16 protein-coding genes, 4 tRNA genes and 1 pseudogene are annotated in these 21840 nt (G+C 58.1%); 16 read left to right on the forward strand and 5 right to left on the reverse strand.

Annotated elements, in window-relative coordinates; translation table 11 throughout:
* The first annotated feature begins 186 nt into the window (after window positions 1–186).
* Window positions 187–597 carry a PA0061/PA0062 family lipoprotein gene (locus AB4N82_RS20800; protein WP_095184380.1) on the forward strand — a complete coding sequence of 137 codons (411 nt, stop codon included), beginning with the start codon at window positions 187–189 and terminating at the stop codon, window positions 595–597.
* A gap of 361 nt (window positions 598–958) precedes the next feature.
* Window positions 959–1621, forward strand: coding sequence for a C39 family peptidase (locus tag AB4N82_RS20805; RefSeq protein WP_081797819.1), 663 nt, complete (start codon window positions 959–961; stop codon window positions 1619–1621).
* A 19-nt stretch (window positions 1622–1640) separates the two neighbouring features.
* Here the strand turns inward: AB4N82_RS20805 and pbpG are convergent, their stop codons facing one another.
* Window positions 1641–2564 (reverse strand): D-alanyl-D-alanine endopeptidase, encoded by a 924-nt coding sequence (pbpG, locus tag AB4N82_RS20810; protein ID WP_460102842.1) that lies wholly within the window; start codon window positions 2562–2564, stop codon window positions 1641–1643.
* A gap of 207 nt (window positions 2565–2771) precedes the next feature.
* Window positions 2772–3626, reverse strand: a complete 855-nt coding sequence (folD, locus tag AB4N82_RS20815; protein WP_460102844.1) for a bifunctional methylenetetrahydrofolate dehydrogenase/methenyltetrahydrofolate cyclohydrolase FolD — start codon at window positions 3624–3626, stop codon at window positions 2772–2774.
* A gap of 275 nt (window positions 3627–3901) precedes the next feature.
* Between folD and AB4N82_RS20820 the strand changes: the two genes are divergently transcribed.
* The 11 genes from AB4N82_RS20820 (at window position 3902) to AB4N82_RS20870 (ending at window position 14135) form a co-directional block, all read left to right on the forward strand.
* Window positions 3902–3978: transfer RNA gene (locus tag AB4N82_RS20820), tRNA-Arg, on the forward strand.
* Window positions 3979–4010: 32 nt separating this feature from the next.
* A tRNA-His gene (locus tag AB4N82_RS20825) sits at window positions 4011–4086 on the forward strand.
* A gap of 57 nt (window positions 4087–4143) precedes the next feature.
* Window positions 4144–4228: transfer RNA gene (locus AB4N82_RS20830), tRNA-Leu, on the forward strand.
* Between the two features lie 76 nt (window positions 4229–4304).
* Window positions 4305–4380, forward strand: a tRNA-His gene (locus AB4N82_RS20835).
* Window positions 4381–4980: 600 nt separating this feature from the next.
* Window positions 4981–6291: a trigger factor gene (gene tig, locus AB4N82_RS20840; RefSeq protein ID WP_032889911.1), complete on the forward strand. Its 1311-nt coding sequence runs from the start codon at window positions 4981–4983 to the stop codon at window positions 6289–6291.
* Window positions 6292–6382: 91 nt separating this feature from the next.
* The gene (gene clpP, locus AB4N82_RS20845; protein ID WP_003174822.1) at window positions 6383–7018 is read left to right on the forward strand and encodes an ATP-dependent Clp endopeptidase proteolytic subunit ClpP; all 636 of its coding nucleotides are present in this window, start codon (window positions 6383–6385) and stop codon (window positions 7016–7018) included.
* A 112-nt stretch (window positions 7019–7130) separates the two neighbouring features.
* Entirely contained in the window at window positions 7131–8414 is a 1284-nt protein-coding gene (gene clpX / locus AB4N82_RS20850; protein WP_003238279.1) for an ATP-dependent Clp protease ATP-binding subunit ClpX, read from the forward strand.
* A 173-nt stretch (window positions 8415–8587) separates the two neighbouring features.
* Complete coding sequence (gene lon, locus AB4N82_RS20855; protein ID WP_032889909.1) at window positions 8588–10984, forward strand: endopeptidase La; 2397 nt, start codon at window positions 8588–8590, stop codon at window positions 10982–10984.
* 149 nt (window positions 10985–11133) lie between these two features.
* The gene (locus AB4N82_RS20860; RefSeq protein ID WP_003174819.1) at window positions 11134–11406 is read left to right on the forward strand and encodes an HU family DNA-binding protein; all 273 of its coding nucleotides are present in this window, start codon (window positions 11134–11136) and stop codon (window positions 11404–11406) included.
* 230 nt (window positions 11407–11636) lie between these two features.
* Window positions 11637–13511, forward strand: a complete 1875-nt coding sequence (locus AB4N82_RS20865) for a SurA N-terminal domain-containing protein (protein WP_122680601.1) — start codon at window positions 11637–11639, stop codon at window positions 13509–13511.
* 99 nt (window positions 13512–13610) lie between these two features.
* The gene (locus AB4N82_RS20870) at window positions 13611–14135 is read left to right on the forward strand and encodes a GNAT family N-acetyltransferase (protein ID WP_122765519.1); all 525 of its coding nucleotides are present in this window, start codon (window positions 13611–13613) and stop codon (window positions 14133–14135) included.
* On the opposite strand, the gene AB4N82_RS20875 is transcribed toward AB4N82_RS20870, so the two are convergent.
* On the reverse strand, window positions 14082–15287 hold the full coding sequence (locus AB4N82_RS20875; RefSeq protein WP_122765518.1) for an MFS transporter: 1206 nt from the start codon (window positions 15285–15287) through the stop codon (window positions 14082–14084). The genes AB4N82_RS20870 and AB4N82_RS20875 overlap by 54 nt on opposite strands.
* Window positions 15288–15405: 118 nt before the next feature.
* On the opposite strand from AB4N82_RS20875, the gene AB4N82_RS20880 reads away from it, so the two are divergent.
* A complete protein-coding gene (locus tag AB4N82_RS20880) occupies window positions 15406–16302 on the forward strand; it encodes a LysR family transcriptional regulator (protein WP_122765517.1) in 897 nt (298 codons plus the stop codon).
* 89 nt (window positions 16303–16391) lie between these two features.
* Window positions 16392–17174, forward strand: coding sequence for a DUF2242 domain-containing protein (locus AB4N82_RS20885; protein WP_032889899.1), 783 nt, complete (start codon window positions 16392–16394; stop codon window positions 17172–17174).
* Window position 17175: 1 nt separating this feature from the next.
* Here the strand turns inward: AB4N82_RS20885 and aceE are convergent, their stop codons facing one another.
* Entirely contained in the window at window positions 17176–19836 is a 2661-nt protein-coding gene (gene aceE / locus AB4N82_RS20890; protein WP_122765516.1) for a pyruvate dehydrogenase (acetyl-transferring), homodimeric type, read from the reverse strand.
* 145 nt (window positions 19837–19981) lie between these two features.
* On the opposite strand from aceE, the gene AB4N82_RS20895 reads away from it, so the two are divergent.
* On the forward strand, window positions 19982–20458 hold the full coding sequence (locus tag AB4N82_RS20895) for a MarR family winged helix-turn-helix transcriptional regulator (RefSeq protein ID WP_095184389.1): 477 nt from the start codon (window positions 19982–19984) through the stop codon (window positions 20456–20458).
* Between the two features lie 345 nt (window positions 20459–20803).
* Here AB4N82_RS20895 and AB4N82_RS20900 read toward each other — a convergent pair.
* Window positions 20804–21839, reverse strand: a pseudogene (locus AB4N82_RS20900) (AraC family transcriptional regulator).
* Window position 21840 lies beyond the last annotated feature (1 nt).

A 21840-nucleotide genomic window follows, 5' to 3' on the forward strand; every position in this document is an offset into this window, starting at 1 on the left:
TCCGAGGGAGCAGGATTGCAAACCCCGGCAGTCTTGCCCGACCCACCTAACACGCGCCTTTCAGCCAGGTGAAGGAACATTTAGGTAAGGGCTGAAGATCGTTTCATATGGATTCATTTGTTCCAAGCAGCGCTGCTGAGTCACGCTTGTCACCCATCGGACATATCGTCTTTTTGGAGCACTGCCATGTCACTTAAACCTCTGTTGTTGATCCCTGCATTGGGTGTCGTATTGCTGCTGTCGGCGTGCGCCGGCCCGATCCCTAAAGCGGATCCGAGTGAGGCCTGGATTGGTCTGACAGAGGATGCGCCGAATGACTTGCTGGCTGAGCGCGTGGACGGCAAGCGTGTGGATGACGGGCGCTATTTCGAGGTGAAACCGGGGGCTCATAGCCTGGATGTTACGTTGTACGAAGAGGAGCCCGGCGACGACAATCAGCGGGATTGCCAAGGCCGGGTCGAATACGAAGCCTTTAAGGCGGGTGAGCACTACACGCTGGTGGAATCCAGCCTGGGCACCACCGTGCGTGCATCCTTAAAGGATGGCCACGGCAAGGAAGTTGCGGCGACGCGGGACTTCAATTGCATGCCTGGCTAGGCGTGGTGTGCCGCTGCCTTTAGGGGCTTGGCAGGTTTTACGTGGGGGTGATGATGCCGACGGGTAATGCGCAACACCCCCCCACAACATGGCGCCGGCAACCGCCAGCCAACCGCAGATCAACATCACAATCGTCGTTGCAAGGCTCATTCAGGCCTCCTTTCGCCCAGTACGGGGCACACACAGTCTTCTCAATGGACAGTCTAGCTACCTGACGGTTGCCTGCTATTGACCAATGGTCGTGTTCATCCAACTTGTTTGCTCTATCTCAGGCGGTAAACCCTGGCTTTGGGCTATACCCGCGTGGCCGAGCGCCCTATGATCAGGGCCCTTACCGGCAGTTGATCAAGAGAGTAAAAAATTGCGGTTACGGTCGAACGTTAAATCATCCCTGTTGCTGGCCTGCGCCATGGGCCTCGCGGCCTGTTCCGGGCATCCGTCGAAACTGCCGGGCTTGCCGGAGCGCGTCGAACTCAATGGTGTGCCGACCTTTCGCAGCGAGGCTTATCAGAGCGGTCCTACGGCGTTAGCCAGCATGCTGTCGCAACAAGGCATTGTCATGACACCGGGTTTGCTGGATAAGCCGCTGCGTTTGCCGGGCGGCGAAGCGGACCTGGAGCGCAACATGCAAGTGTTGGCGCGTGAGTACGGGCTGATGGTGTATCCACTGGATGCCAAACTGACGGCCGTGCTGGCGCAAGTGGCGGCGGGTTATCCGGTGATGGCGCGGGTGGGCGGCGGGCTGTGGTCGGATGCGCACTATGTTGTCGTGGTGGGCTTCAATCAGCAGAAAAGCACGGTTCTGCTGCGCTCGGGCATGGACCGGCGTTTATTGATGAGCTTCAGCGACTTTGAATCGAAGTGGGCAAGCGCGGGGCACTGGGCGATCCTCACCCAGCGTCCGAGCCAGTTGCCAGCGAATGTGGATGCCCAGCGTTGGCGCGAGGCGGCAAATGCGACGGCCCAAGCCGGGCAGGAGCAGGCGGCGGCCCAGGCGCTTAAAGTATTGTCAGAACACCGATAAAAATGTGGTGCGGCGCCCTTTAACGGTGGGCTTGCGCCGCATTCGAGCGGTTCTTCAGATTTTTGTCGGCCTTGTAGCGCAATGCCACGTCCGGCACCGAACCGCCCTTGCCGGTCTCGACCCAGCTGCGAATACGGCTGGCATCGGCAAAGTGCGTGAACTTGCCGAACGCATCCAGGATCACCAGCGACACCGGGCGATTACCCATGCTGGTCACCAGCACCAGGCAATGGCCGGCCTGGTTAGTGAAGCCGGTCTTGGTCAACTTGATATCCCAGTTGGCGCGGTTGATCAGGTGGTCAGTGTTGGAGAAACCCAGGGTGTAGTTGGGCTTGCGGAACGCGACGGTCTTTTCCTTCGTGGTGCTCAACTGGCTGAGCAGCGGGTAGCGCCGTGCGGCAGCCAACAGCTTGCTCAGGTCGCGGGCGGTGGACACGTTGTGGATCGACAGGCCGGTGGGTTCAACATAGTGGGTGTTGGTCATGCCCAGCGCCTTGGCCTTGGCGTTCATCGCCGCGATAAATGCCGGGTAGCCCCCCGGATAGTGGTGGGCCAGGCTGGCGGCGGCGCGGTTTTCCGATGACATCAGGGCGATCAGCAGCATTTCCTTGCGAGGCATTTCGCTGCCGATTTTTACGCGGGAGAACACGCCTTTCATTTCCGGCGTGTCTTTGATGTTGATGTCGATGTACTCATCCATGTTTTGCTTGGCTTCAAGCACGATCAGGCCGGTCATCAACTTGCTCACCGACGCAATCGGCACCACCACGTCGGGGTTGCTGGCGTAGATGACCTTGTTGGTCTGCAGGTCCACCAGCATGGCGCTGCCGGATGCGATCTGCAGTTTGGATGGGTCGCGCGGCGCCTGGGTGGATTCGGCGGCGTGCGCAAAGGTGCCTGTGAACGCAAAAAATAGGCTGGCAATAGAAAGACGAATTTTCACGCGGATGAACTCGCTAAAAAAGTAGGAAATACCGTTGAGCAACGGTTTCTTTGATAAATGCCGTTACATTTTAGGAGTATGGACGATGGAGTGTCGAATGTTCTTCTAAAACCAGACGAAAGTGCTTAAAAACTAAGAAAAAACAGGTTTTTTTCGGGCAATAAAAAGCCCTGCGATAAGGCAGGGCTTTTTCATTACGACTGGTTATTAACCGTGCAAGGTCTCTGCGGCGTACAGGGTGTTCTCCAGCAGGCAAGCGCGGGTCATCGGGCCGACGCCGCCTGGCACCGGGGTGATCCAGCCAGCGCGGGGCAGGGCAGTGTCGTACACCACATCGCCTACCAGCTTGCCGTCTTCCTGACGGTTGATGCCCACGTCGATAACGATGGCGCCTTCCTTGATCCACTCACCCTTGACCAGGCCCGGCTTGCCGGCGGCTACGACAACGAGGTCGGCACGACCAACGTGGCCTGCCAGGTCCTTGGTGAAGCGGTGGGTAACGGTCACGGTGCAGCCGGCCAGCAGCAGCTCCATGGCCATCGGGCGACCGACAATGTTGGACGCGCCGACCACAACTGCATCAAGGCCGTACAGATCGACACCGGTACTTTCCAGCAGGGTCATGATGCCTTTTGGCGTGCACGGACGCAGCAGGGGGATGCGCTGGGCCAGGCGGCCGACATTGTAAGGATGGAAGCCGTCGACGTCTTTGTCCGGGCGGATCTGCTCCAGCAGCTTGGACGCGTCCAAGTGCTCGGGCAGTGGCAGTTGCAGGAGGATGCCGTCGATCGCAGGGTTGTCGTTGAGGCCGTCGATCAGATCGGTGAGTGCCTCTTGGGTGGTGGCGGCAGGCAGGTCATAGGCCTTGGATATAAAGCCGACCTCTTCACAATCTTTACGCTTGTGCGAGACATAAACCTGAGAGGCAGGATCGCTGCCGACCAGGATCACCGCGAGGCCAGGCGTGCGCAGGCCTTGCTGGCTGCGCTCGGTGACTCGTTTGGCGATCTGCTGGCGCAGGCTGGCGGCGATTGATTTGCCGTCGATAAGTTGTGCAGTCATTACGCGTGATTAACCATCGAGAGGGGGAGGAAAAGTGCGCGCATTCTCGCACGCCACGGCGTGAGGGCAAAGGCGCTTGGTCTGCAAATTGGCCTAACCCCTTAAATAAAATGAATTTTTTTCAAAAAAGATTTGACGGGTTTCCGGGCCCTCTATACTATTCGTCGCACTTGTCGGGCACAGCCTAGCACTGGTTAAGAAGGTCGAGCAGAATAGTTGTACTGCAAGGCTGGAAGCACTTAGTTTGTAATCCTCCAAGAGTACAGATTAATAAGGCGCCCGTAGCTCAGCTGGATAGAGCATCCGCCTTCTAAGCGGATGGTCGCAGGTTCGAGTCCTGCCGGGTGCGCCATTAGGCAGCTTTGGCACAAGTAGCGCTATATGGTGGGCGTAGCTCAGTTGGTAGAGCACGGGATTGTGACTCCCGTTGTCGAGGGTTCGATCCCCTTCGTCCACCCCATATTTTGAAAAGGCGCCAGATTAATCGTCTGGCGCCTTTGCTTTAAGAGCTTCAAACGCGGATGTGGTGGAATTGGTAGACACACTGGATTTAGGTTCCAGCGCCGCGAGGCGTAAGAGTTCGAGTCTCTTCATCCGCACCAATTAAAGCTTCGCCAAGCCGTCAGGCTGGGTGGGGTCAACAAAGAAGATGTTCGAGTTCTTTGTTAATGCAATATGGTGGGCGTAGCTCAGTTGGTAGAGCACGGGATTGTGACTCCCGTTGTCGAGGGTTCGATCCCCTTCGTCCACCCCATATTTTGAAAAAGCGCCAGATCAATGATCTGGCGCTTTTTTTTGCATCTGGAAAAAGCCGGGTCTTGTTTGTGTGGGCGGTTGCGGTCGAGTAGTGCAAGGCGCCTAGAGATTATGGTTGTCAAAAAAGCAAGCATTCTCAATGCCTTGGCGTTAGAATCGTTGCCGGTTTTGAACGTGTAGGACTGATGCTCGTCTATAGAGAGGTCAGTACCGCTATTAAATAGCGATAACGGCGCAGTACCTGAAAAGGGCTGTGCCGTTTTCGTTTAAGCGTTTCGAGTTTCAAGGGCGGGGCGCTTCATCGTATTTGTGTTTCTCGATGCTGCTTCCCTGTCGCCGGTCTTGCTCGCAAGGCTGGCTGCCGGGGGCTGCGTTCCTGGTCCTTCTATATATAGAAGGGTTGGCGCAGAGCCCTGGCGTGATGAGCTGTATTTGCTAACGGGCTGAGGTGCACGCGTGCACTTGAACCTACAAATGGCCTGCTGTTTTTTTACCCGTTTCCAGTAGGGTGACTTCTTGAGTTTGACCCTCTAGAATGCATGCCCTTGATTCTGGGGTCGGAAACGGCCGGCTAACGTCTGTGCAACGAGGAATATTCATGCAAGTTTCTGTTGAAAATACTACTGCTCTTGAGCGCCGCCTGAGCATCACCGTGCCGGCAGAGCGTATCGAGACTGCGGTCAACAAGCGTCTGCAGCAGACTGCCCAAAAGGCCAAGATCGCTGGTTTCCGTCCAGGCAAAGTGCCGATGAGCGAAATCAAGCGCCGTTTTGGTGCTGATGCGCGTCAAGAAGCTGTAGGTGACGTGATCCAGGCTTCCTTCTACGAAGCCGTTGTTGAGCAAAAGCTGAACCCAGCTGGCTCGCCTTCGATCGAGCCTAAGTCCCTGGAAGCTGGCAAGGACCTGGAATATGTTGCCGTATTCGAAGTGTTCCCAGAGTTCGAAGTCGCTGGTTTCGACGGTATCGAAATCGAGCGCCTGAGCGCTGACGTCGCTGATTCCGACCTGGACAACATGCTGGAAATCCTGCGCAAGCAGAACACTCGTTTCGAAGTGGCCGATCGTGCCGCCCAGAACGAAGATCAGCTGAACATCGATTTCGTTGGCAAGGTTGACGGCGAAGTGTTCGCTGGTGGCTCTGCCAAGGGTACCCAATTGGTACTGGGCTCCAACCGCATGATTCCTGGTTTCGAAGACGGCCTGGTTGGCGCCAAAGCCGGCGAAGAGCGTGTTCTGAACCTGACTTTCCCTGCTGACTACCAAAATCTGGACTTGGCTGGCAAAGCTGCCGAGTTCACCGTGACCGTCAACAGCGTTTCCGAGCCTAAGCTGCCAGAGCTGAACGAAGAGTTCTTCAATCAGTTTGGTATCAAGGAAACCGGCATCGAAGGCTTCCGCACCGAAGTTCGCAAGAACATGGAGCGCGAGCTGCGCCAGGCCATTAAGTCCAAGGTTAAGAATCAGGTCATGGACGGTCTGCTGGCTGCCAACCCGATCGAAGTGCCTAAGGCTTTGCTGTCCAATGAAGTGGATCGCCTGCGCGTTCAAGCGGTTCAGCAGTTTGGTGGCAATATCAAGCCTGACCAACTGCCTGCCGAGCTGTTCGAAGAGCAAGCCAAGCGTCGCGTTGTGCTGGGTTTGGTCGTGGCTGAAGTGGTCAAGCAGTTCGACCTCAAGCCTGATGAAGATCGCGTTCGCGAAATGATCCAGGAAATGGCTTCGGCCTACCAGGAGCCTGAGCAGGTTGTGGCTTGGTACTACAAGAACGACCAGCAACTGAACGAAGTGCGTTCGGTTGTGCTGGAAGAACAAGTTGTGGATACTGTTCTGCAGAAGGCTAAGGTGACCGATAAAGCGGTCTCTTACGAAGAAGCAGTCAAGCCGGCGGAAGCAGCACAAGCCGACTGATTGTCCAACTCGTTGGAAATTCAACCATAAGCCAGCCTCGCGCTGGCTTATGCGTTTTCAAGACATGACTATTTGGGAGTAACTGCAGAGCATGTTCCGTAATTCCTATATTCAGCAGAACTCTGATATCCAGGCCGCAGGCGGCTTGGTCCCGATGGTTGTCGAGCAGTCTGCTCGTGGCGAGCGCGCCTACGACATCTACTCGCGCCTGCTCAAGGAGCGAGTGATCTTTCTGGTGGGCCCGGTAGAGGACTACATGGCCAACCTGATCTGTGCGCAGCTGCTGTTCCTTGAAGCGGAAAACCCGGACAAGGACATCCATCTCTACATTAACTCGCCGGGCGGTTCGGTGACGGCAGGTATGTCGATCTACGACACCATGCAGTTCATCAAGCCTAACGTCTCGACGACCTGCATTGGCCAGGCCTGCAGCATGGGCGCGTTCCTGCTGACGGCGGGTGCCGAGGGCAAGCGTTACTGCCTGCCGAACTCGCGCGTGATGATTCACCAGCCACTGGGCGGTTTCCAGGGCCAAGCGTCGGACATCGAAATCCACGCTAAGGAAATCCTCTTCATCCGCGAACGTCTTAACACGCTGATGGCCAAGCACAGCGGGCACACGCTGGAAGAAATCGAGCGCGACACCAACCGCGACAACTTCATGAGCGCCGAAGCCGCACGTGAATACGGGTTGATCGATGCAGTGATCGAAAAGCGCCCCGCTTAATATAAGCCGCTCAAAATAGGGCTGGTCGGCGTGTCCGATCATCGGCGGGCTTGAAAAAGCCCGCATAAGCCTTCATCTTGTGTTGCAAGCCTATCGGATTTGGATCGAACGAATGACTGACACCCGCAACGGCGAGGACAACGGCAAGCTGCTCTATTGCTCCTTCTGTGGCAAAAGCCAGCATGAAGTACGCAAGTTGATTGCCGGCCCCTCGGTGTTTATCTGCGACGAGTGCGTCGACCTGTGCAATGACATCATCCGCGAGGAGGTGCAGGAAGCACAGGCCGAGAGCAGCGCGCATAAACTGCCTTCGCCTAAAGAAATCAGCGGCATCCTTGATCAATATGTGATTGGTCAAGAGCGTGCAAAGAAGGTTCTGGCCGTAGCGGTGTACAACCACTACAAGCGTCTGAACCAGCGTGACAAGAAAGGCGACGAAGTCGAACTCGGCAAGAGCAACATCTTGCTGATCGGTCCTACAGGCTCGGGTAAAACCCTGCTTGCAGAAACCCTCGCTCGTCTGCTGAATGTTCCGTTCACCATCGCCGACGCTACCACCCTCACTGAGGCTGGCTACGTGGGTGAGGACGTCGAGAACATCATTCAGAAACTGCTGCAGAAGTGCGATTACGACGTAGAGAAGGCCCAGATGGGTATTGTCTATATCGACGAAATCGACAAGATCTCGCGCAAGTCTGACAACCCGTCGATCACCCGGGACGTTTCTGGTGAGGGCGTGCAGCAGGCTCTGTTGAAGCTGATTGAAGGCACGGTTGCTTCCGTACCGCCACAAGGCGGCCGCAAGCACCCGCAGCAGGAATTCCTTCAGGTTGATACGCGTAACATCCTGTTCATCTGTGGCGGTGCGTTCTCTGGGCTGGAAAAAGTTATTCAGCAACGTTCCACCCGGGGCGGTATCGGTTTCAGTGCAGAAGTGCGCAGCAAGGAAGAAGGCAAGAAGGTGGGCGAGTCCCTGCGTGAGGTTGAGCCTGACGATCTGGTCAAGTTCGGTCTGATCCCGGAATTCGTTGGCCGTTTGCCGGTCCTGGCCACATTGGACGAGTTGGATGAGGCTGCTCTGATTCAGATCCTCACCGAGCCGAAAAATGCCCTGACCAAGCAGTACGCCAAGCTGTTTGAGATGGAAGGTGTGGACCTTGAGTTCCGTACTGATGCCCTCAAGTCGGTAGCCAAGCGGGCGCTGGAGCGCAAGACCGGTGCACGTGGTCTGCGTTCTATCCTTGAAGGCGTGTTGCTCGACACCATGTACGAAATTCCCTCGCAGTCTGAGGTGAGTAAAGTGGTGATCGACGAAAGCGTTATAGAAGGTAAGTCCAAGCCGCTGTATATCTACGAGAACAGTGAGCCGACTGCCAAAGCTGCGCCAGACGCGTAAGCGTTTCGCAGTTTCGGTACAAACAAGGGGCCCCTAGGGCCCCTTTGTTTTTTGTGCGACTTTTATCTTGAAGCGTTTACTGCGTTTAACTGCTGGCAATAAGCTTGTTTTTTTTGCATGCAGCCCCCATCTTGGTTTCAAGCTTATTTTTCAACTGTCATAGAGGCGAAATCATGAAGACAACCATTGAATTGCCTCTCCTGCCGTTGCGTGATGTCGTCGTTTATCCGCACATGGTTATCCCGCTGTTCGTGGGGCGCGAGAAGTCTATCGAAGCCCTTGAGGCAGCGATGACGGGCGACAAGCAGATCCTGCTGTTGGCCCAGAGAAATCCTGCCGATGATGATCCAGGCGAAGACGCCCTGTATCGCGTCGGTACAATTGCTACTGTCCTGCAACTGCTCAAACTGCCTGATGGCACCGTCAAGGTGCTGGTAGAAGGCGAGCAACGAGGTGCTGTAGAGCGTTTCATGGAGGTGGATGGTCACCTGCGCGCCGAAGTGGCGCTGATCGACGAAGTCGAAGCCCCTGAGCGCGAATCCGAAGTTTTTGTACGCAGCCTGCTCTCGCAGTTCGAGCAGTATGTGCAGTTGGGCAAAAAAGTCCCGGCTGAGGTCCTGTCTTCCCTCAATAGCATTGATGAGCCAAGCCGTCTGGTCGACACCATGGCCGCACACATGGCGCTGAAGATCGAGCAGAAGCAAGACATCCTCGAAATCATCGACCTGTCGGCCCGTGTTGAACATGTCCTGGCGTTGCTGGATGCCGAAATCGACCTGTTGCAGGTTGAGAAGCGCATTCGTGGTCGCGTGAAGAAACAAATGGAGCGTAGCCAGCGCGAGTACTACCTGAATGAGCAGATGAAGGCCATTCAGAAAGAACTTGGCGACAGCGAGGAGGGCCACAACGAAATCGAAGAGCTGAAAAAGCGCATTGATGCCGCAGGCCTGCCGAAAGACGCTCTTACCAAAGCTAATGCCGAGCTGAACAAGCTCAAGCAGATGTCGCCGATGTCCGCTGAAGCGACCGTGGTGCGCTCGTACATCGACTGGCTGGTGCAGGTTCCGTGGAAGGCCCAGACCAAAGTGCGTTTGGACCTGACACGTGCCGAGGAAATTCTCGACGCCGATCACTATGGCCTCGAAGAAGTCAAAGAGCGGATTCTCGAATACCTCGCCGTGCAAAAGCGCGTGAAGAAAATTCGTGGTCCGGTGTTGTGCCTGGTCGGCCCTCCAGGGGTTGGTAAAACCTCTCTCGCCGAATCGATTGCCAGTGCGACTAACCGCAAATTCGTGCGCATGGCGCTCGGCGGTGTGCGTGATGAGGCGGAAATTCGTGGTCATCGCCGAACTTACATCGGTTCGATGCCAGGAAGATTGATTCAAAAGATGACAAAGGTGGGTGTGCGCAACCCGCTGTTCCTGCTTGATGAAATCGACAAAATGGGCAGCGACATGCGTGGCGACCCGGCATCGGCGTTGCTGGAAGTGCTCGACCCTGAGCAAAACCATAATTTCAACGACCATTACCTAGAAGTCGACTACGACTTGTCTGACGTAATGTTCCTCTGCACTTCCAACTCCATGAACATCCCGCCGGCCTTGCTGGATCGGATGGAGGTGATTCGTCTACCGGGTTACACCGAGGACGAGAAGATCAACATTGCGGTCAAGTACCTCGCGCCCAAGCAAATTTCGGCGAATGGCCTGAAGAAGGGCGAGATCGAATTTGACATCGAAGCGATCCGCGACATCGTGCGTTACTACACCCGCGAGGCCGGTGTGCGGGGCCTTGAGCGCCAGATCGCGAAGATTTGCCGCAAGGCAGTCAAAGAGCATGCGCTGGAAAAACGCTTCTCCGTGAAGGTGGTGGCCGACTCCTTGGAGCACTTCCTGGGTGTGAAGAAATTCCGCTACGGCCTGGCCGAGCAGCAGGATCAAGTCGGTCAGGTGACTGGCTTGGCGTGGACCCAGGTGGGCGGGGAATTGCTGACCATCGAGGCTGCTGTGATTCCAGGCAAAGGCCAGCTGATCAAGACCGGTTCCCTGGGTGACGTGATGGTTGAATCCATCACTGCCGCGCAGACCGTGGTGCGCAGTCGCGCCAGAAGCCTGGGGATCCCCCTGGACTTCCACGAGAAGCATGACACTCACATCCATATGCCGGAAGGTGCTACGCCTAAAGATGGCCCTAGCGCTGGCGTAGGCATGTGCACGGCCTTGGTGTCTGCATTGACCGGCATCCCGGTGCGTGCCGACGTTGCCATGACTGGGGAAATCACCCTGCGTGGTCAGGTATTGGCCATCGGTGGTCTGAAAGAGAAATTGCTTGCAGCACACCGGGGTGGTATCAAAACAGTGATCATCCCTGAAGAGAATGTTCGCGACTTGAAGGAAATTCCTGACAACATCAAGCAGGATCTTCAGATTAAACCGGTTAAATGGATTGACGAGGTCCTGCAAATTGCGCTGCAATACGCGCCAGAGCCCTTGCCGGATGTGGCTCCGGAGATAGTTGCCAAGGATGAAAAACGAGAGTCTGATTCCAAGGAAAGAATTAGCACGCATTAATGTGAATAAGCCTGGAGGCTTCCTTGACAGCTTTTTAGAGCCCTTGTTATAAAGCGGCTCTTAAGTGTCTGTAGGCCATTCAGCACTGGTTTTTGCTGTTTACCAAAAAACTTAGAATCATACTCAATAGATATATAAGGGGACTTAGAGTGAACAAGTCGGAACTGATTGATGCTATTGCTGCATCCGCTGATATCCCGAAAGCTGCTGCTGGCCGTGCGCTGGATGCAGTAATCGAATCCGTCACTGGCGCTCTGAAGGCCGGCGACTCCGTGGTACTGGTAGGCTTCGGTACGTTCTCTGTGACTGACCGCCCAGCTCGCACTGGCCGCAACCCACAGACTGGCAAAGCACTGCAAATCGCTGCTGCCAAAAAACCAGGTTTCAAAGCCGGTAAAGCCCTGAAAGAAGCCGTTAACTAAGCTTCGTTCAAGCCTTTGCTACCCGGGTCGGACGCAGGTCTGGCCTGGCAGCGGAGCGGTAGCTGACCCACGTATCCATTGGGTCGCCACGCCGGGGGTGCAAGTTCAACCCCCCGTCCGCTCCGCCAGTTACGAGAAGGCGCATCCTCGGATGCGCCTTTCTTCTATCCGGATTCTACCCACGCTCCACGGTTGCCAATTTTTGAAGTTCAACCGTTTCTGGGGGACGCATGCTGCAAAATATCAGGGACAATTCACAAGGCTGGATTGCCAAGACCATTATCGGGATCATCGTCGCATTGATGGCGTTCACCGGTATCGAAGCCATTTTCCAGGCTTCGGGTACTAACAAGCAGGACGTGGCCAAGGTCAACGGTGAAGAAATCACCCAGACCGAGCTGAGCCAGGCCGTCGACATGCAACGTCGACAGCTGATGCAACAGTTGGGCAAGGATTTCGACGCTTCGCTCCTCGACGAAAAACTGCTGCGCGAGGCGGCTCTCAAAGGCCTGATCGACCGCAAGCTGCTGCTGCAGGGTGCTGCCGATTCCAAGTTCGGGTTCTCTGAAGCTGCATTGGACCAGGTGATCCTGCAAACGCCGGAATTCCAGGTTGACGGCAAGTTCAACGCCGAACGCTTTGACCAGGTGATCCGTCAGTTGGGCTATAGCCGTCTGCAGTTCCGTCAGATGATGACCCAGGAAATGCTGATCGGTCAGGTTCGCGCAGGCATTGCCGGTAGCGGCTTTGTCACCGATGCCGAAGTGCTCGCATTTGCCCGTCTGGAAAAACAGACTCGCGATTTCGCCACCGTCAACATCAAGGCCAACCCTGCGGCGGTGAAGCTCACCGACGAAGAGGTCAAGGCTTACTACGACCAGCACGCCAAAGAGTTCATGACCCCGGACCAGGTGGTCATCGACTATCTGGAATTGAAGAAGTCTTCTTTCTTCGACCAGGTCAACGTCAAGGACGATGAACTGCAGGCGGCCTATCAGAAAGAAACCGCCAACCTCGCTGAACAGCGTCGCGCGGCGCACATCCTGATTGAAGTCAACGACAAGGTTTCCGACGCGCAAGCCAAGGCTAAGATCGAAGAAATCCAGGCACGCCTGGCCAAAGGTGAGAAGTTCGAAGCCCTGGCCAAGGAGTTTTCCCAGGATCCTGGCTCTGCCAACAACGGCGGTGACCTCGGCTTCGCTGGCCCTGGCGTCTACGATCCGGACTTCGAAACGGCCCTGTATGCGTTGAAACAGGACCAGGTCTCGACGCCGGTGCGCAGCACCTTCGGTTGGCACTTGATCAAGTTGTTGGGCGTTGAAGCACCCCAAGTGCCGACGTTCGCCAGCCTGAAAGACAAACTGACCCGTGAGCTCAAGGCTCAGCAGGTAGAGCAGCGTTTTGTCGAAGCGACCAAGCAATTGGAAGATGCGGCATTCGAAGCTTCTGATTTGGCTCAGCCTGCCTCTGACCTGAAGCTGACCGTGCACACCTCCGCACCGTTTGGCCGTGAAGGTGGTGACGGTGTCGCGGCCAACCGTGCCGTGGTCACCGCTGCGTTCAGCCCGGAAGTGCTGGATGAAGGTGCCAACAGCACCGCCATTGAGCTGGACCCGGAAACCATCATCGTGCTGCGTGCCAAAGAGCACCGCAAACCTGCGCAACTGCCGCTGGAAAGCGTTGCTGCGGCAATCCGCACGCAGATGGCCAAGGAGCGCGCCAGCGCGGCTGCCAAGACTCACGCTGACGAGCTGATCGCCAGCCTGCGTGATGGCAAGACACCGCTGAACCAGCCGGTCGATGGTCAGGCGTGGAAAGTCACTGAAGCGGCTACCCGTAGCCAGGAAGCGATCGACCCAGCCGTATTGCAAGCCCTGTTCCGCATGCCTAAGCCTGCGGTCAAGGACAAGCCGACCTTCACCACCGTGACCCTGGCTGACGGTAGCCTGGCGATCGTGCGCTTGAACGGCGTGAATGAAGCTGCAGCCCCATCGGAAGAAGAAAAGGCCCAATACCGCCGCTTCCTCGCTTCCCGTGTCGGCCAGCAGGACTTCGCAGCGTACCGCAAGCAGTTGGAAACCAAGGCTGATATCAAGAAGTACTGATGTTGGTTTGAACAAGAAGCCCCCGGCCTGAAAAGACCGGGGGCTTTTTTATGTGCGCTAGACTGGGTGCTCGGTATCGTCGACCCAGGAGTTCCATGCATGTTGATTCAAGGAATGGACGGCTTGCTGATCCGCCGCGCCCGTGTGGCGGATGTTTCTGCCGTGCTCCAGGTGTTCGACGAGGTGATTGCATGGTTCGTTGGCATAGGCAATACCCATCAGTGGGGCACCGAGCCCTGGTCGGCGTTGCCCCGGCGGGTCGCGCAAGTGGCTGAAGCCTGCGCGTTGCCCGGGGCGTGGGTGGTAGAGGATCCCGCAGGGCGTATCCGTGGAGCGCTGGTTTTGGGCGATCCCATGCCTTATGTACCGTTGGCGACTGAGCCCGAGGTGTATGTGCGCCTGTTGATTGCCGCGCGTGACCCGCGTGTTCGCGGCCTTGGGCGGCGCATGATGGCCTTTGCCGATGACCAGGCCCGGGCAGTAGGCGTCACGCGTTTGCGTGTGGACTGCTACGGCGGCGGGACAGGGGATCTGGTGCGTTTTTATGTGTCCTGTGGCTACGAGCGCATTTCAACATTCGACTTGGCGGGCTGGCCGGGCCAACTGTTGGGGCGCCGTCTGTGATGCGCCAGCCCAGGCCAGTAGCATCAGTAGCATAACGGCCCATGGAAAGCCCGCGACGCCCCAGCCCTGAAGCAACACGCCACCCGCCAGCCCGCCACCGGCTATCCCCAGGTTCCACACGGTCACCAGCATTGATTGTGCGGCATCCGCCGACTCGCCCGCCGATTGGGCCAGTGCGGTTTGCAACAGAGCCGGCAGGCCGCCGAACGCCAGGCCCCATAACGCCACGGCGGTATAGATGACTGCCGGCACATTGATCCAGAACGCCAGCGCCAGGGCGATCAGGCCAAACAGCGCACAACTGATTAATAGTAAGGCGCGCAGCCACCGGTCAATCAACACACCTGCCAGCCAGATGCTCAGCACCGCCGAGAGGCCAAACACCAGCAGCACTCGGTCAACATCCGCATCGATCCCGGCGGGCACCAGCAACGGGGCGATGTAGGTGTAGAGAATGTTGTGGGCCAGCACGTAGGTAAACGTTACCCACAGCACCGGACGAATTCCTGGCAGGTTCAGCACCTGGCGCAGCCCCAAGCGTTTATCCGCCCGTTCGCCAGCAAAATCCGGCAGTTGCCAGCGTGCCCAAGCCAGTAACACCAAGGTCAGCCCGGTCATGATTGCAAAACTCAGGCGCCAGCCAACGGTGGTGCCGAGGAAGGTGCCCGCAGGCACACCCAGTGACAGCGCCAGCGGTGCACCCAGCATGGCCACGGCAATGGCGCGACCTTGCAGGTGTGGCGACACCATTCGGCTCGCATAACCCGCTAGCAACGCCCAAAGCAGCCCGGCGAAGACCCCGGCGAAAAAGCGTGCTACGAGGGTCAGCCCGTAGTGGCTGGACAGCGCTGTTACGCTGTTGACCAAGGCAAAGCCGCCGATGGCCATCAGCAGTAACGGTCGTCTGCGCAAGCCGCGGGTCAGCAGCGTCAGGGGGATGGCTGCCAGCAACGAGCCAAGGGCATAGACCGTGACCAGTTGACCGACCAGGGCGGGCGACACGCCTAGGCCTTCGCCTATCTGGGGTAGTAATCCGGCGGGCATGGCTTCGGTGAGGATGGTGATAAAGCCAGCGCTGGCTAGGGCCAGTAGACCGCCCAGCGGTAATGAATCCCGCTGGGCTGATGCGGTGAGTGAAGGGCTGCTGCTCATGACGTTTTATCCAGGTAAAAGGGCAAGCGGGCAGAGTAGGGGGCTGTGGTTGACGGAAAAACAGGCTAAGGTTCCGAACTTATCGGACGCAAGTGTCCGCAATCGCTGAAGGGGGATCATGGACAGCTTGGGCAGCCTTTCGGTGTTCGTGCAGGTGGCGCAGACGCTCAGCTTCACCGCCGCCGGCCGTGTGCTGGGGGTGTCGTCGTCGGCTGTAGGCAAAAGCATTGCGCGGATGGAAGAGCGCCTGGGCGTGCGGCTGTTTCACCGCAGCACGCGCAGTATCACCTTGACCAGTGAAGGCTCGCTGTTCCTTGAACGGTCGCGGCGGATTCTCGCTGAGGTGGAAGCAGCCGAGCAGGAACTGACAGACGCCGGTGCAACCCCACGGGGCAAGCTGCGCATCAGTGTGCCGCAGGTGCGGGGCTTGTTGATGCCAGTACTCAGTGACTTTATGCGCGTCTATCCGGATATCGAGTTGGATGTGGATTTCTCTGACCGTATGGTGGACGTGATCGAGGAAGGTTTCGATGCGGTGATTCGCACGGGCAAGCCGGAAGATTCGCGGTTGATAGCGCGCCACCTGGGTCACTACCAGTTGGTGCTCGTCGCCACACCGGGATACTTCGCCCAACACGGCACCCCGCAGCAACCACAGGACCTGAATGGCCACGCCTGCCTGCGCCACAAGTTCTGCGCCACGGGCAAGCTCGAGCCCTGGCCGTTGCGTCTTGCCCCGGGTGCTGCGGAACCGCTGTTACGTACGCCGTTGGTCAGTACCACCATTGAGTCTCTGAACCACGTGGTGCTCGAGGGTTTGGGCATTGCCTGCCTGCCGGACTACATGGTCAACCAGGCCGTGGGCGAGGGGCGCTTGCAACGGGTGTTGGATGATTACTTGGAACACCGGGGCAGTTTCTGGATGTTGTGGCCCGGTCGCCATACTTCGACCAAGGTACGCGTGTTTATTGACCATATGTGCGCCGGGCTTTTCCCTGCAGGCCCCGGTGCGTAACCCTGTGACGTTTTACCGACAGGAATGCGCGCGCCAAGGCCTCGTTCTGTTGCACAATACCGCCCAGACCGTTTTCCTCAGGATCTTCAATGTCGACATCATTCCACTTGCGTAGCCTCGGGCTGGCGCTGGTGCTGGCGGGCGCCGCGGGCTGCTCGTCACCCAAGACCGCTATTTATGAACATGAGAACTTCGACGACTCCGGTACGTTTTCCCGGGATTACCCCGTTAGCGATGTAGCAGCGTGCGAGGCCGCGCGGCGTGCCTTGCTGAGCCAAGGCTACATCATCACCAGCAGCGACCCGAAACTGGTCGTAGGTAACAAGAGCTTCCAGCAGACCGGCGAAACTCACCTGCAGATCAGCTTCAACGTGGTGTGTGCCGATGACGGCAAAGGTAAAAAGCACTCGACGATGTTTGCCAACGCCCTTCAGGATCGCTATGCGCTGAAGAAGGTCAACAACTCCGCGAGCCTCGGTGTAGGCGTGCTGGGGTCGGTGTCGATGCCGATTGGCTCCACCGATGACTCGATGGTGAAGGTGGCGAGTGAAACGGTGTCCGCGCCGAAGTTCTACGATCGCTACTTTGCGTTGGTGGACGTCTTCCTGCCCCAGGAAGTGAAGAAGGCTGAGCATATCCCCGAGCAGCCAAAGGCGGACCTCGGTGTGCCGGAGCCGAAGGCCGCACCCGCTGCGGAGAAAGTCGAGTCGCCGAAGGAAGAGCCTGCCGTACCAGCTGCTTCGGAGCCGGTTGTGCCTGCGCCTGAAGCCGCACCGATTGCCCCGCAGGCCGAGCCCGCACCCGCCACGACCACGCCGGACCTGCCTGCGCCGACAGAAGCGATTCCGCCCCTGCCAACGCCTGCGCAGTAGTTCAGACCGCTACGGGATTCACCTTGTCGACGTTGATCCCGTAGCGTTTGATCGCTTCACTGACCTTGTCGCGACCGATCATGCCGTCATCCGCCAGCGCCTTCAGGGCGGCCAGGGCGATGAAGTGGCGATCCACCTCAAAGAACTCACGCAAGGCTTCCCGGGTGTCTGATTGCCCGAAGCCATCAGTGCCCAGCGCGACAAAGCGACGGCCCGGCACGAACGGACGAAGCTGATCGGCGAACAGTTTCACGTAGTCCGTCGCCACCACCACTGGCCCCGTGTGCCCGGCCAGGCATTGCTCTGCATAACTCGCGCGAGGCTCGCTTTCCGGGTGCAGCAGGTTCCAGCGTTCGACCGCATGCCCGTCACGGCGCAACTCGGTGAGGCTGGTCACGCTCCACACGTTGCCGTGCACACCGAAGTCGGTGGCCAGCAGTTCAGCGGCGGCGATCACTTCTCGCAGGATCGAACCACTGCCCATCAGTTGCACTTGCGCCTCAGGGTTGGCGCTGAGCCTGTACATACCTTTGAGAATGCCGCCTTCCACGCCTTCGGGCATCGCCGGGTGCGGGTAGTTTTCGTTGAGCAGGGTGATGTAGTAGTAAATGTCCTCTTGCTCAACGTACATGCGCCGCATGCCCTCGCGAATAATCACCGCCAGTTCGTAGGCAAAGGTCGGGTCATAAGAGATGCAGCACGGAATCACCGACGAGAGGATATGGCTATGACCGTCGTCATGCTGCAAGCCTTCGCCCATCAGCGTGGTACGCCCGGCCGTGGCGCCCAGCAAGAAACCACGCGCGCGCGCATCGCCCGCCGCCCAAGCCAGGTCGCCGACGCGCTGGAAACCAAACATCGAATAGAAGATATAGAACGGCACGGTCATCAGGCCGTGGTTGCTGTAGGACGTACTCGCCGCGATCCATGAGGAAATGGCGCCTGACTCATTCAGGCCTTCCTGCATGATCTGTCCGTCCTTGCTCTCCTTGTAGTAGCTCAGTTGTCCGGAGTCCTGTGGGGTGTAGAGTTGGCCGACGGCGGAGTGGATGCCGATCTGACGGAACAGGCTCTCCATGCCGAAGGTGCGTGATTCGTCCGGCACGATGGGCACGATCAGCTTGCCCAGGTGCGGGTCTTTCAGCAGGGTGCCGAGGATGCGCACGAAGGCCATGGTGGTGGAAATCGCGCGCTCGCCAGTGTCCTTGAACTGAGTGGCGAAGGCGCTCAGTTCGGGGATCTGCAGCGATTCGACCGCAGTGTGGCGCGCGGGCACATAGCCGCCCATGGCCTGGCGACGTGCGGCGAAGTAACGGGCTTCTTCGCTATCGGCTATGGGCTTGAGGTAAGGAATTTCAGCAAGTTGCTCATCGGGCACCTCCAGGCCGAAGCGGTCGCGGAAGGCCTTGACGGCGTCGGCACCCATCTTTTTCAGTTGGTGGTTAATGTTCTGGCCTTCGCCGGCTTCGCCCATACCAAAGCCCTTGACGGTTTTTGCCAGGATCACCGTCGGTTGGCCACTGTGACGCACGGCGGCGGCATAGGCGTTGTAGACCTTGTCCGGGTCATGGCCTCCCCGTGAGAGTTTCCAGATGTCGTCGTCGGACAGGTCCGCAACCAGTGCCAGCAACTCCGGGTATTTGCCGAAGAAGTGTTCGCGCACGTAGGCGCCGTTCTGGGATTTGTAGTTCTGATAGTCACCGTCCACGCATTCCATCATGCGTTGGCGCAGCAGGCCGCTTGTGTCTTTTTCCAGCAGTGCATCCCAACCACCGCCCCAGATCACTTTGATCACATTCCAGCCGGCGGCGCGGTACAGGCTTTCGAATTCCTGGATCACCTTGGCGTTCCCGCGTACCGGGCCGTCCAGGCGTTGCAGGTTGCAGTTGACCACGAAGATCAGGTTGTCGAGTTTCTCGCGTCCGGCCAGGGAAATGGCGGCCAGGGATTCCGGCTGGTCCATTTCGCCATCACCCAGGAATGCCCAGACCTTACGGCCCTGGTGTTGCTTGAGGTCACGAAACTCCAGATAGCGCATAAAACGCGCCTGATAGGCCGCCGTGATCGGCCCCAGTCCCATGGACACCGTAGGAAATTGCCAGAAGTCCGGCATCAGTCGTGGGTGGGGGTAGGACGAAATGCCCTCACCACCGGCTTCACGGCGGAAGTTATCCAGTTGTGCTTCGCTGATGCGGCCTTCGAGGTAGGCGCGGCCGTAAATGCCAGGCGAGGAATGCCCCTGGATATACACCAGGTCGCCGTCGAAGCGGTCGGTGCGGCCACGGAAGAAGTGGTCGAAGCCGACGTCGTACAGCACAGCGGCTGACGCATAAGTGGCGATATGCCCACCCACACCGGAGTGTTTGCCTGCACGCAATACCATGGCCATGGCGTTCCAGCGGATAAACGCATTGGTGCGGCGTTCGATGGCCAGGTTGCCGGGGTAGGGCAACTGGCGATCCACCGGGATCGTGTTGACGTAAGGCGTGGTCACCCGCCCATAGAAGTCGCCATGCCGCGCCACGTCGAAATCCAGCAACTGATCGATCAGGTAATGGGCGCGCGGGCGGCCTTCGGTGGACAGCACTGATTCGATGGACTCCAGCCACTCGCGGGTTTCCTGTGGATCGACGTCGCGTCTGACTGCGTTATTCGGGGTCATGTGAGGCTCCAGGGTCGGCGGATTTCAAGTGGCGGGCTCCTTGTGGGAACGTCGTCAATGTTGTTGCAATTGCAACTACATGGCCGAATCTAGCGCGGGATGAGCTACTATTGCAACCTTCTTGAAATCCACCGGATGGTGTTGCATGTCGTCGAAAGAGCCCGATGTATGGTTCCGTTTTGTCAGGGCCCACAGGACGGTCATCCGTGAAATCGAGCGCCGCCTGGCGGCCGCCGACTTGCCCCCTTACGCCTGGTACGACGCACTGTGGGGTCTAGAAAGCGGCCCCGAAGGCACCCGCCGCATGCACGAGTTGGCCGATGTATTGGCCATTGAGCGCTATAACCTCACGCGCCTGGTAGACCGCCTGGAAAAGGAGGGCCTGGTGCTGCGTTCACGCTCCGACGGCGATGGCCGCGCGGCATTTGCGTCGATCACCGATACCGGCCGGGCGTTGCGTAAAAAAATGTGGAAGATCTACGAAAGTACGGTGGACGAGTTGTTCCTGTCGCAGATCGAACCGGAGCAGCGCCGGGCGTTTGCCGAGGCGTTGGAGCGTACCGCCGGGATGGCGGTGGAGGCGGGTGTTCAAACCCGTGGCCGACGCAAAGCTGAAACCTGATGCAGATCTCATGTGGGAGGGTGCAAGCCCCCTCCCACAATGGAATGCATTGCCGTCCATTTGTTTGAGTGCGTAGCTGATTGCAATCGCGATTCAAAGCCCTGGCGCTAAATCCGCATAACGCTGCTACGTTTAATCTTGAAGTGCAGGAACGTCATGGCGCAGACATTTTTTCGTCATGACGGCACTTTAGGCTGGTGATGCAGGTCATTTATCTGCAGCCACTTTTAACGTCAAGAAGGAGTCCATGATGGACGATTACCAGGAAGAACTGCTGGAGTACCAGGCCTTTGAATTCGATCCGCTGGATCCGGCCGACGACGCCACCGAGCTGTAAGACCGACTTCAGGCGGAATGCCGCTGACTGCGGCGAAATTCCCCCTGGGGTCTGGTTGTTCCAACGCTTGAATGCCCGTTGAAAGGCTTGGGCTGAGGCAAAGCCGAGCAAGTAGGCGATCTCGCCGAACGCCAGTTCCGTATCGCGAATGTAGGTCATGGCCAGGTCGCGGCGGGTATCGTTGAGAATCGCGCGGAATTGAGTGCCCTCTTCGGCCAGTTTACGGCGCAATGTCCAGGTCGGCAGCTTCAAGCGTGCCGCCACTTCTTCCAGGTCGGGTTCCCGGCCGCCATTGAGCATCGGCCCGAGCAACCGGGTAATGCGCTCGCGCAAGCTGCGGGTGCGGGTCAACTGCTCCAACTCCCTTTCACACAATTGCAGCAAGAGCTGCCAGGTACTTGGGCAATGCTGCGGGTTACGCATTGCCAGGGTGGATTGGCTCAGGCGCAACTGGTTGGCCTCGGCACCGAAGTGGACCTGGTTGGCGCCCAATAGGCTGTACTGCTCGCTGTACTCGGGGGCATCGAACTCGATGTCGATTCGTTGCGCCAGCAACGGTTGTTGAGCCAGGTTGGCGAGCTGATGCAACCAGCTGGAAATGATCGAGTCCACCACAAAACGGTTGTAGGCGTTGTAGGGGCTGATGGAATAGAAACGCAGCCAGGCGCCTTCGGCATCCTCATGAAAACTCGATTGCCCGCGATAGTTGGCACCATACAGCGGCTCAAAGCGCGTCAGGGTGCGAGCGGCTTCGCGTACGTTAGGCGCCTGTGCGGCGGTGACACCAGCCAGTCCCGCTTGGCTCAAGCGGCTGAGTTGCCCCATGCGCAAGCCCAGGCCGGGGTCGCCGGTCAGTTGAATGGCCGCATGGCCCAGGCGCATATAGCGCGGGATCGACAAGCGCGCGCCAGCTTCGGCGAGGCGCGCCGGGTCCAGGCCGTATTGCAGCAAGAGCGGTTGCGGGTCCAGGCCGTGGCTGTGGATCGCGTCGGCTAGGGTGTGCACGAAGCCCACCGACAAATCCCCGAGGCGCACCGGCTTCACC

It is taken from the genome of Pseudomonas sp. H1_D04 (assembly GCF_054683855.1).

What these genes read in the sequence shown, in the direction of transcription:
- AB4N82_RS20800 (WP_095184380.1), top strand. Translation starts at nt 187, where the DNA reads ATGTCACTTAAACCTCTGTTGTTGATCCCTGCATTGGGTGTCGTATTG.
- folD (WP_460102844.1), bottom strand. Translation starts at nt 3,626, where the DNA reads ATGACTGCACAACTTATCGACGGCAAATCAATCGCCGCCAGCCTGCGC.
- tig (WP_032889911.1), top strand. Translation starts at nt 4,981, where the DNA reads ATGCAAGTTTCTGTTGAAAATACTACTGCTCTTGAGCGCCGCCTGAGC.
- clpP (WP_003174822.1), top strand. Translation starts at nt 6,383, where the DNA reads ATGTTCCGTAATTCCTATATTCAGCAGAACTCTGATATCCAGGCCGCA.
- clpX (WP_003238279.1), top strand. Translation starts at nt 7,131, where the DNA reads ATGACTGACACCCGCAACGGCGAGGACAACGGCAAGCTGCTCTATTGC.
- lon (WP_032889909.1), top strand. Translation starts at nt 8,588, where the DNA reads ATGAAGACAACCATTGAATTGCCTCTCCTGCCGTTGCGTGATGTCGTC.
- AB4N82_RS20865 (WP_122680601.1), top strand. Translation starts at nt 11,637, where the DNA reads ATGCTGCAAAATATCAGGGACAATTCACAAGGCTGGATTGCCAAGACC.
- AB4N82_RS20870 (WP_122765519.1), top strand. Translation starts at nt 13,611, where the DNA reads ATGTTGATTCAAGGAATGGACGGCTTGCTGATCCGCCGCGCCCGTGTG.
- AB4N82_RS20875 (WP_122765518.1), bottom strand. Translation starts at nt 15,287, where the DNA reads ATGAGCAGCAGCCCTTCACTCACCGCATCAGCCCAGCGGGATTCATTA.
- AB4N82_RS20880 (WP_122765517.1), top strand. Translation starts at nt 15,406, where the DNA reads ATGGACAGCTTGGGCAGCCTTTCGGTGTTCGTGCAGGTGGCGCAGACG.
- AB4N82_RS20885 (WP_032889899.1), top strand. Translation starts at nt 16,392, where the DNA reads ATGTCGACATCATTCCACTTGCGTAGCCTCGGGCTGGCGCTGGTGCTG.
- aceE (WP_122765516.1), bottom strand. Translation starts at nt 19,836, where the DNA reads ATGACCCCGAATAACGCAGTCAGACGCGACGTCGATCCACAGGAAACC.
- AB4N82_RS20895 (WP_095184389.1), top strand. Translation starts at nt 19,982, where the DNA reads ATGTCGTCGAAAGAGCCCGATGTATGGTTCCGTTTTGTCAGGGCCCAC.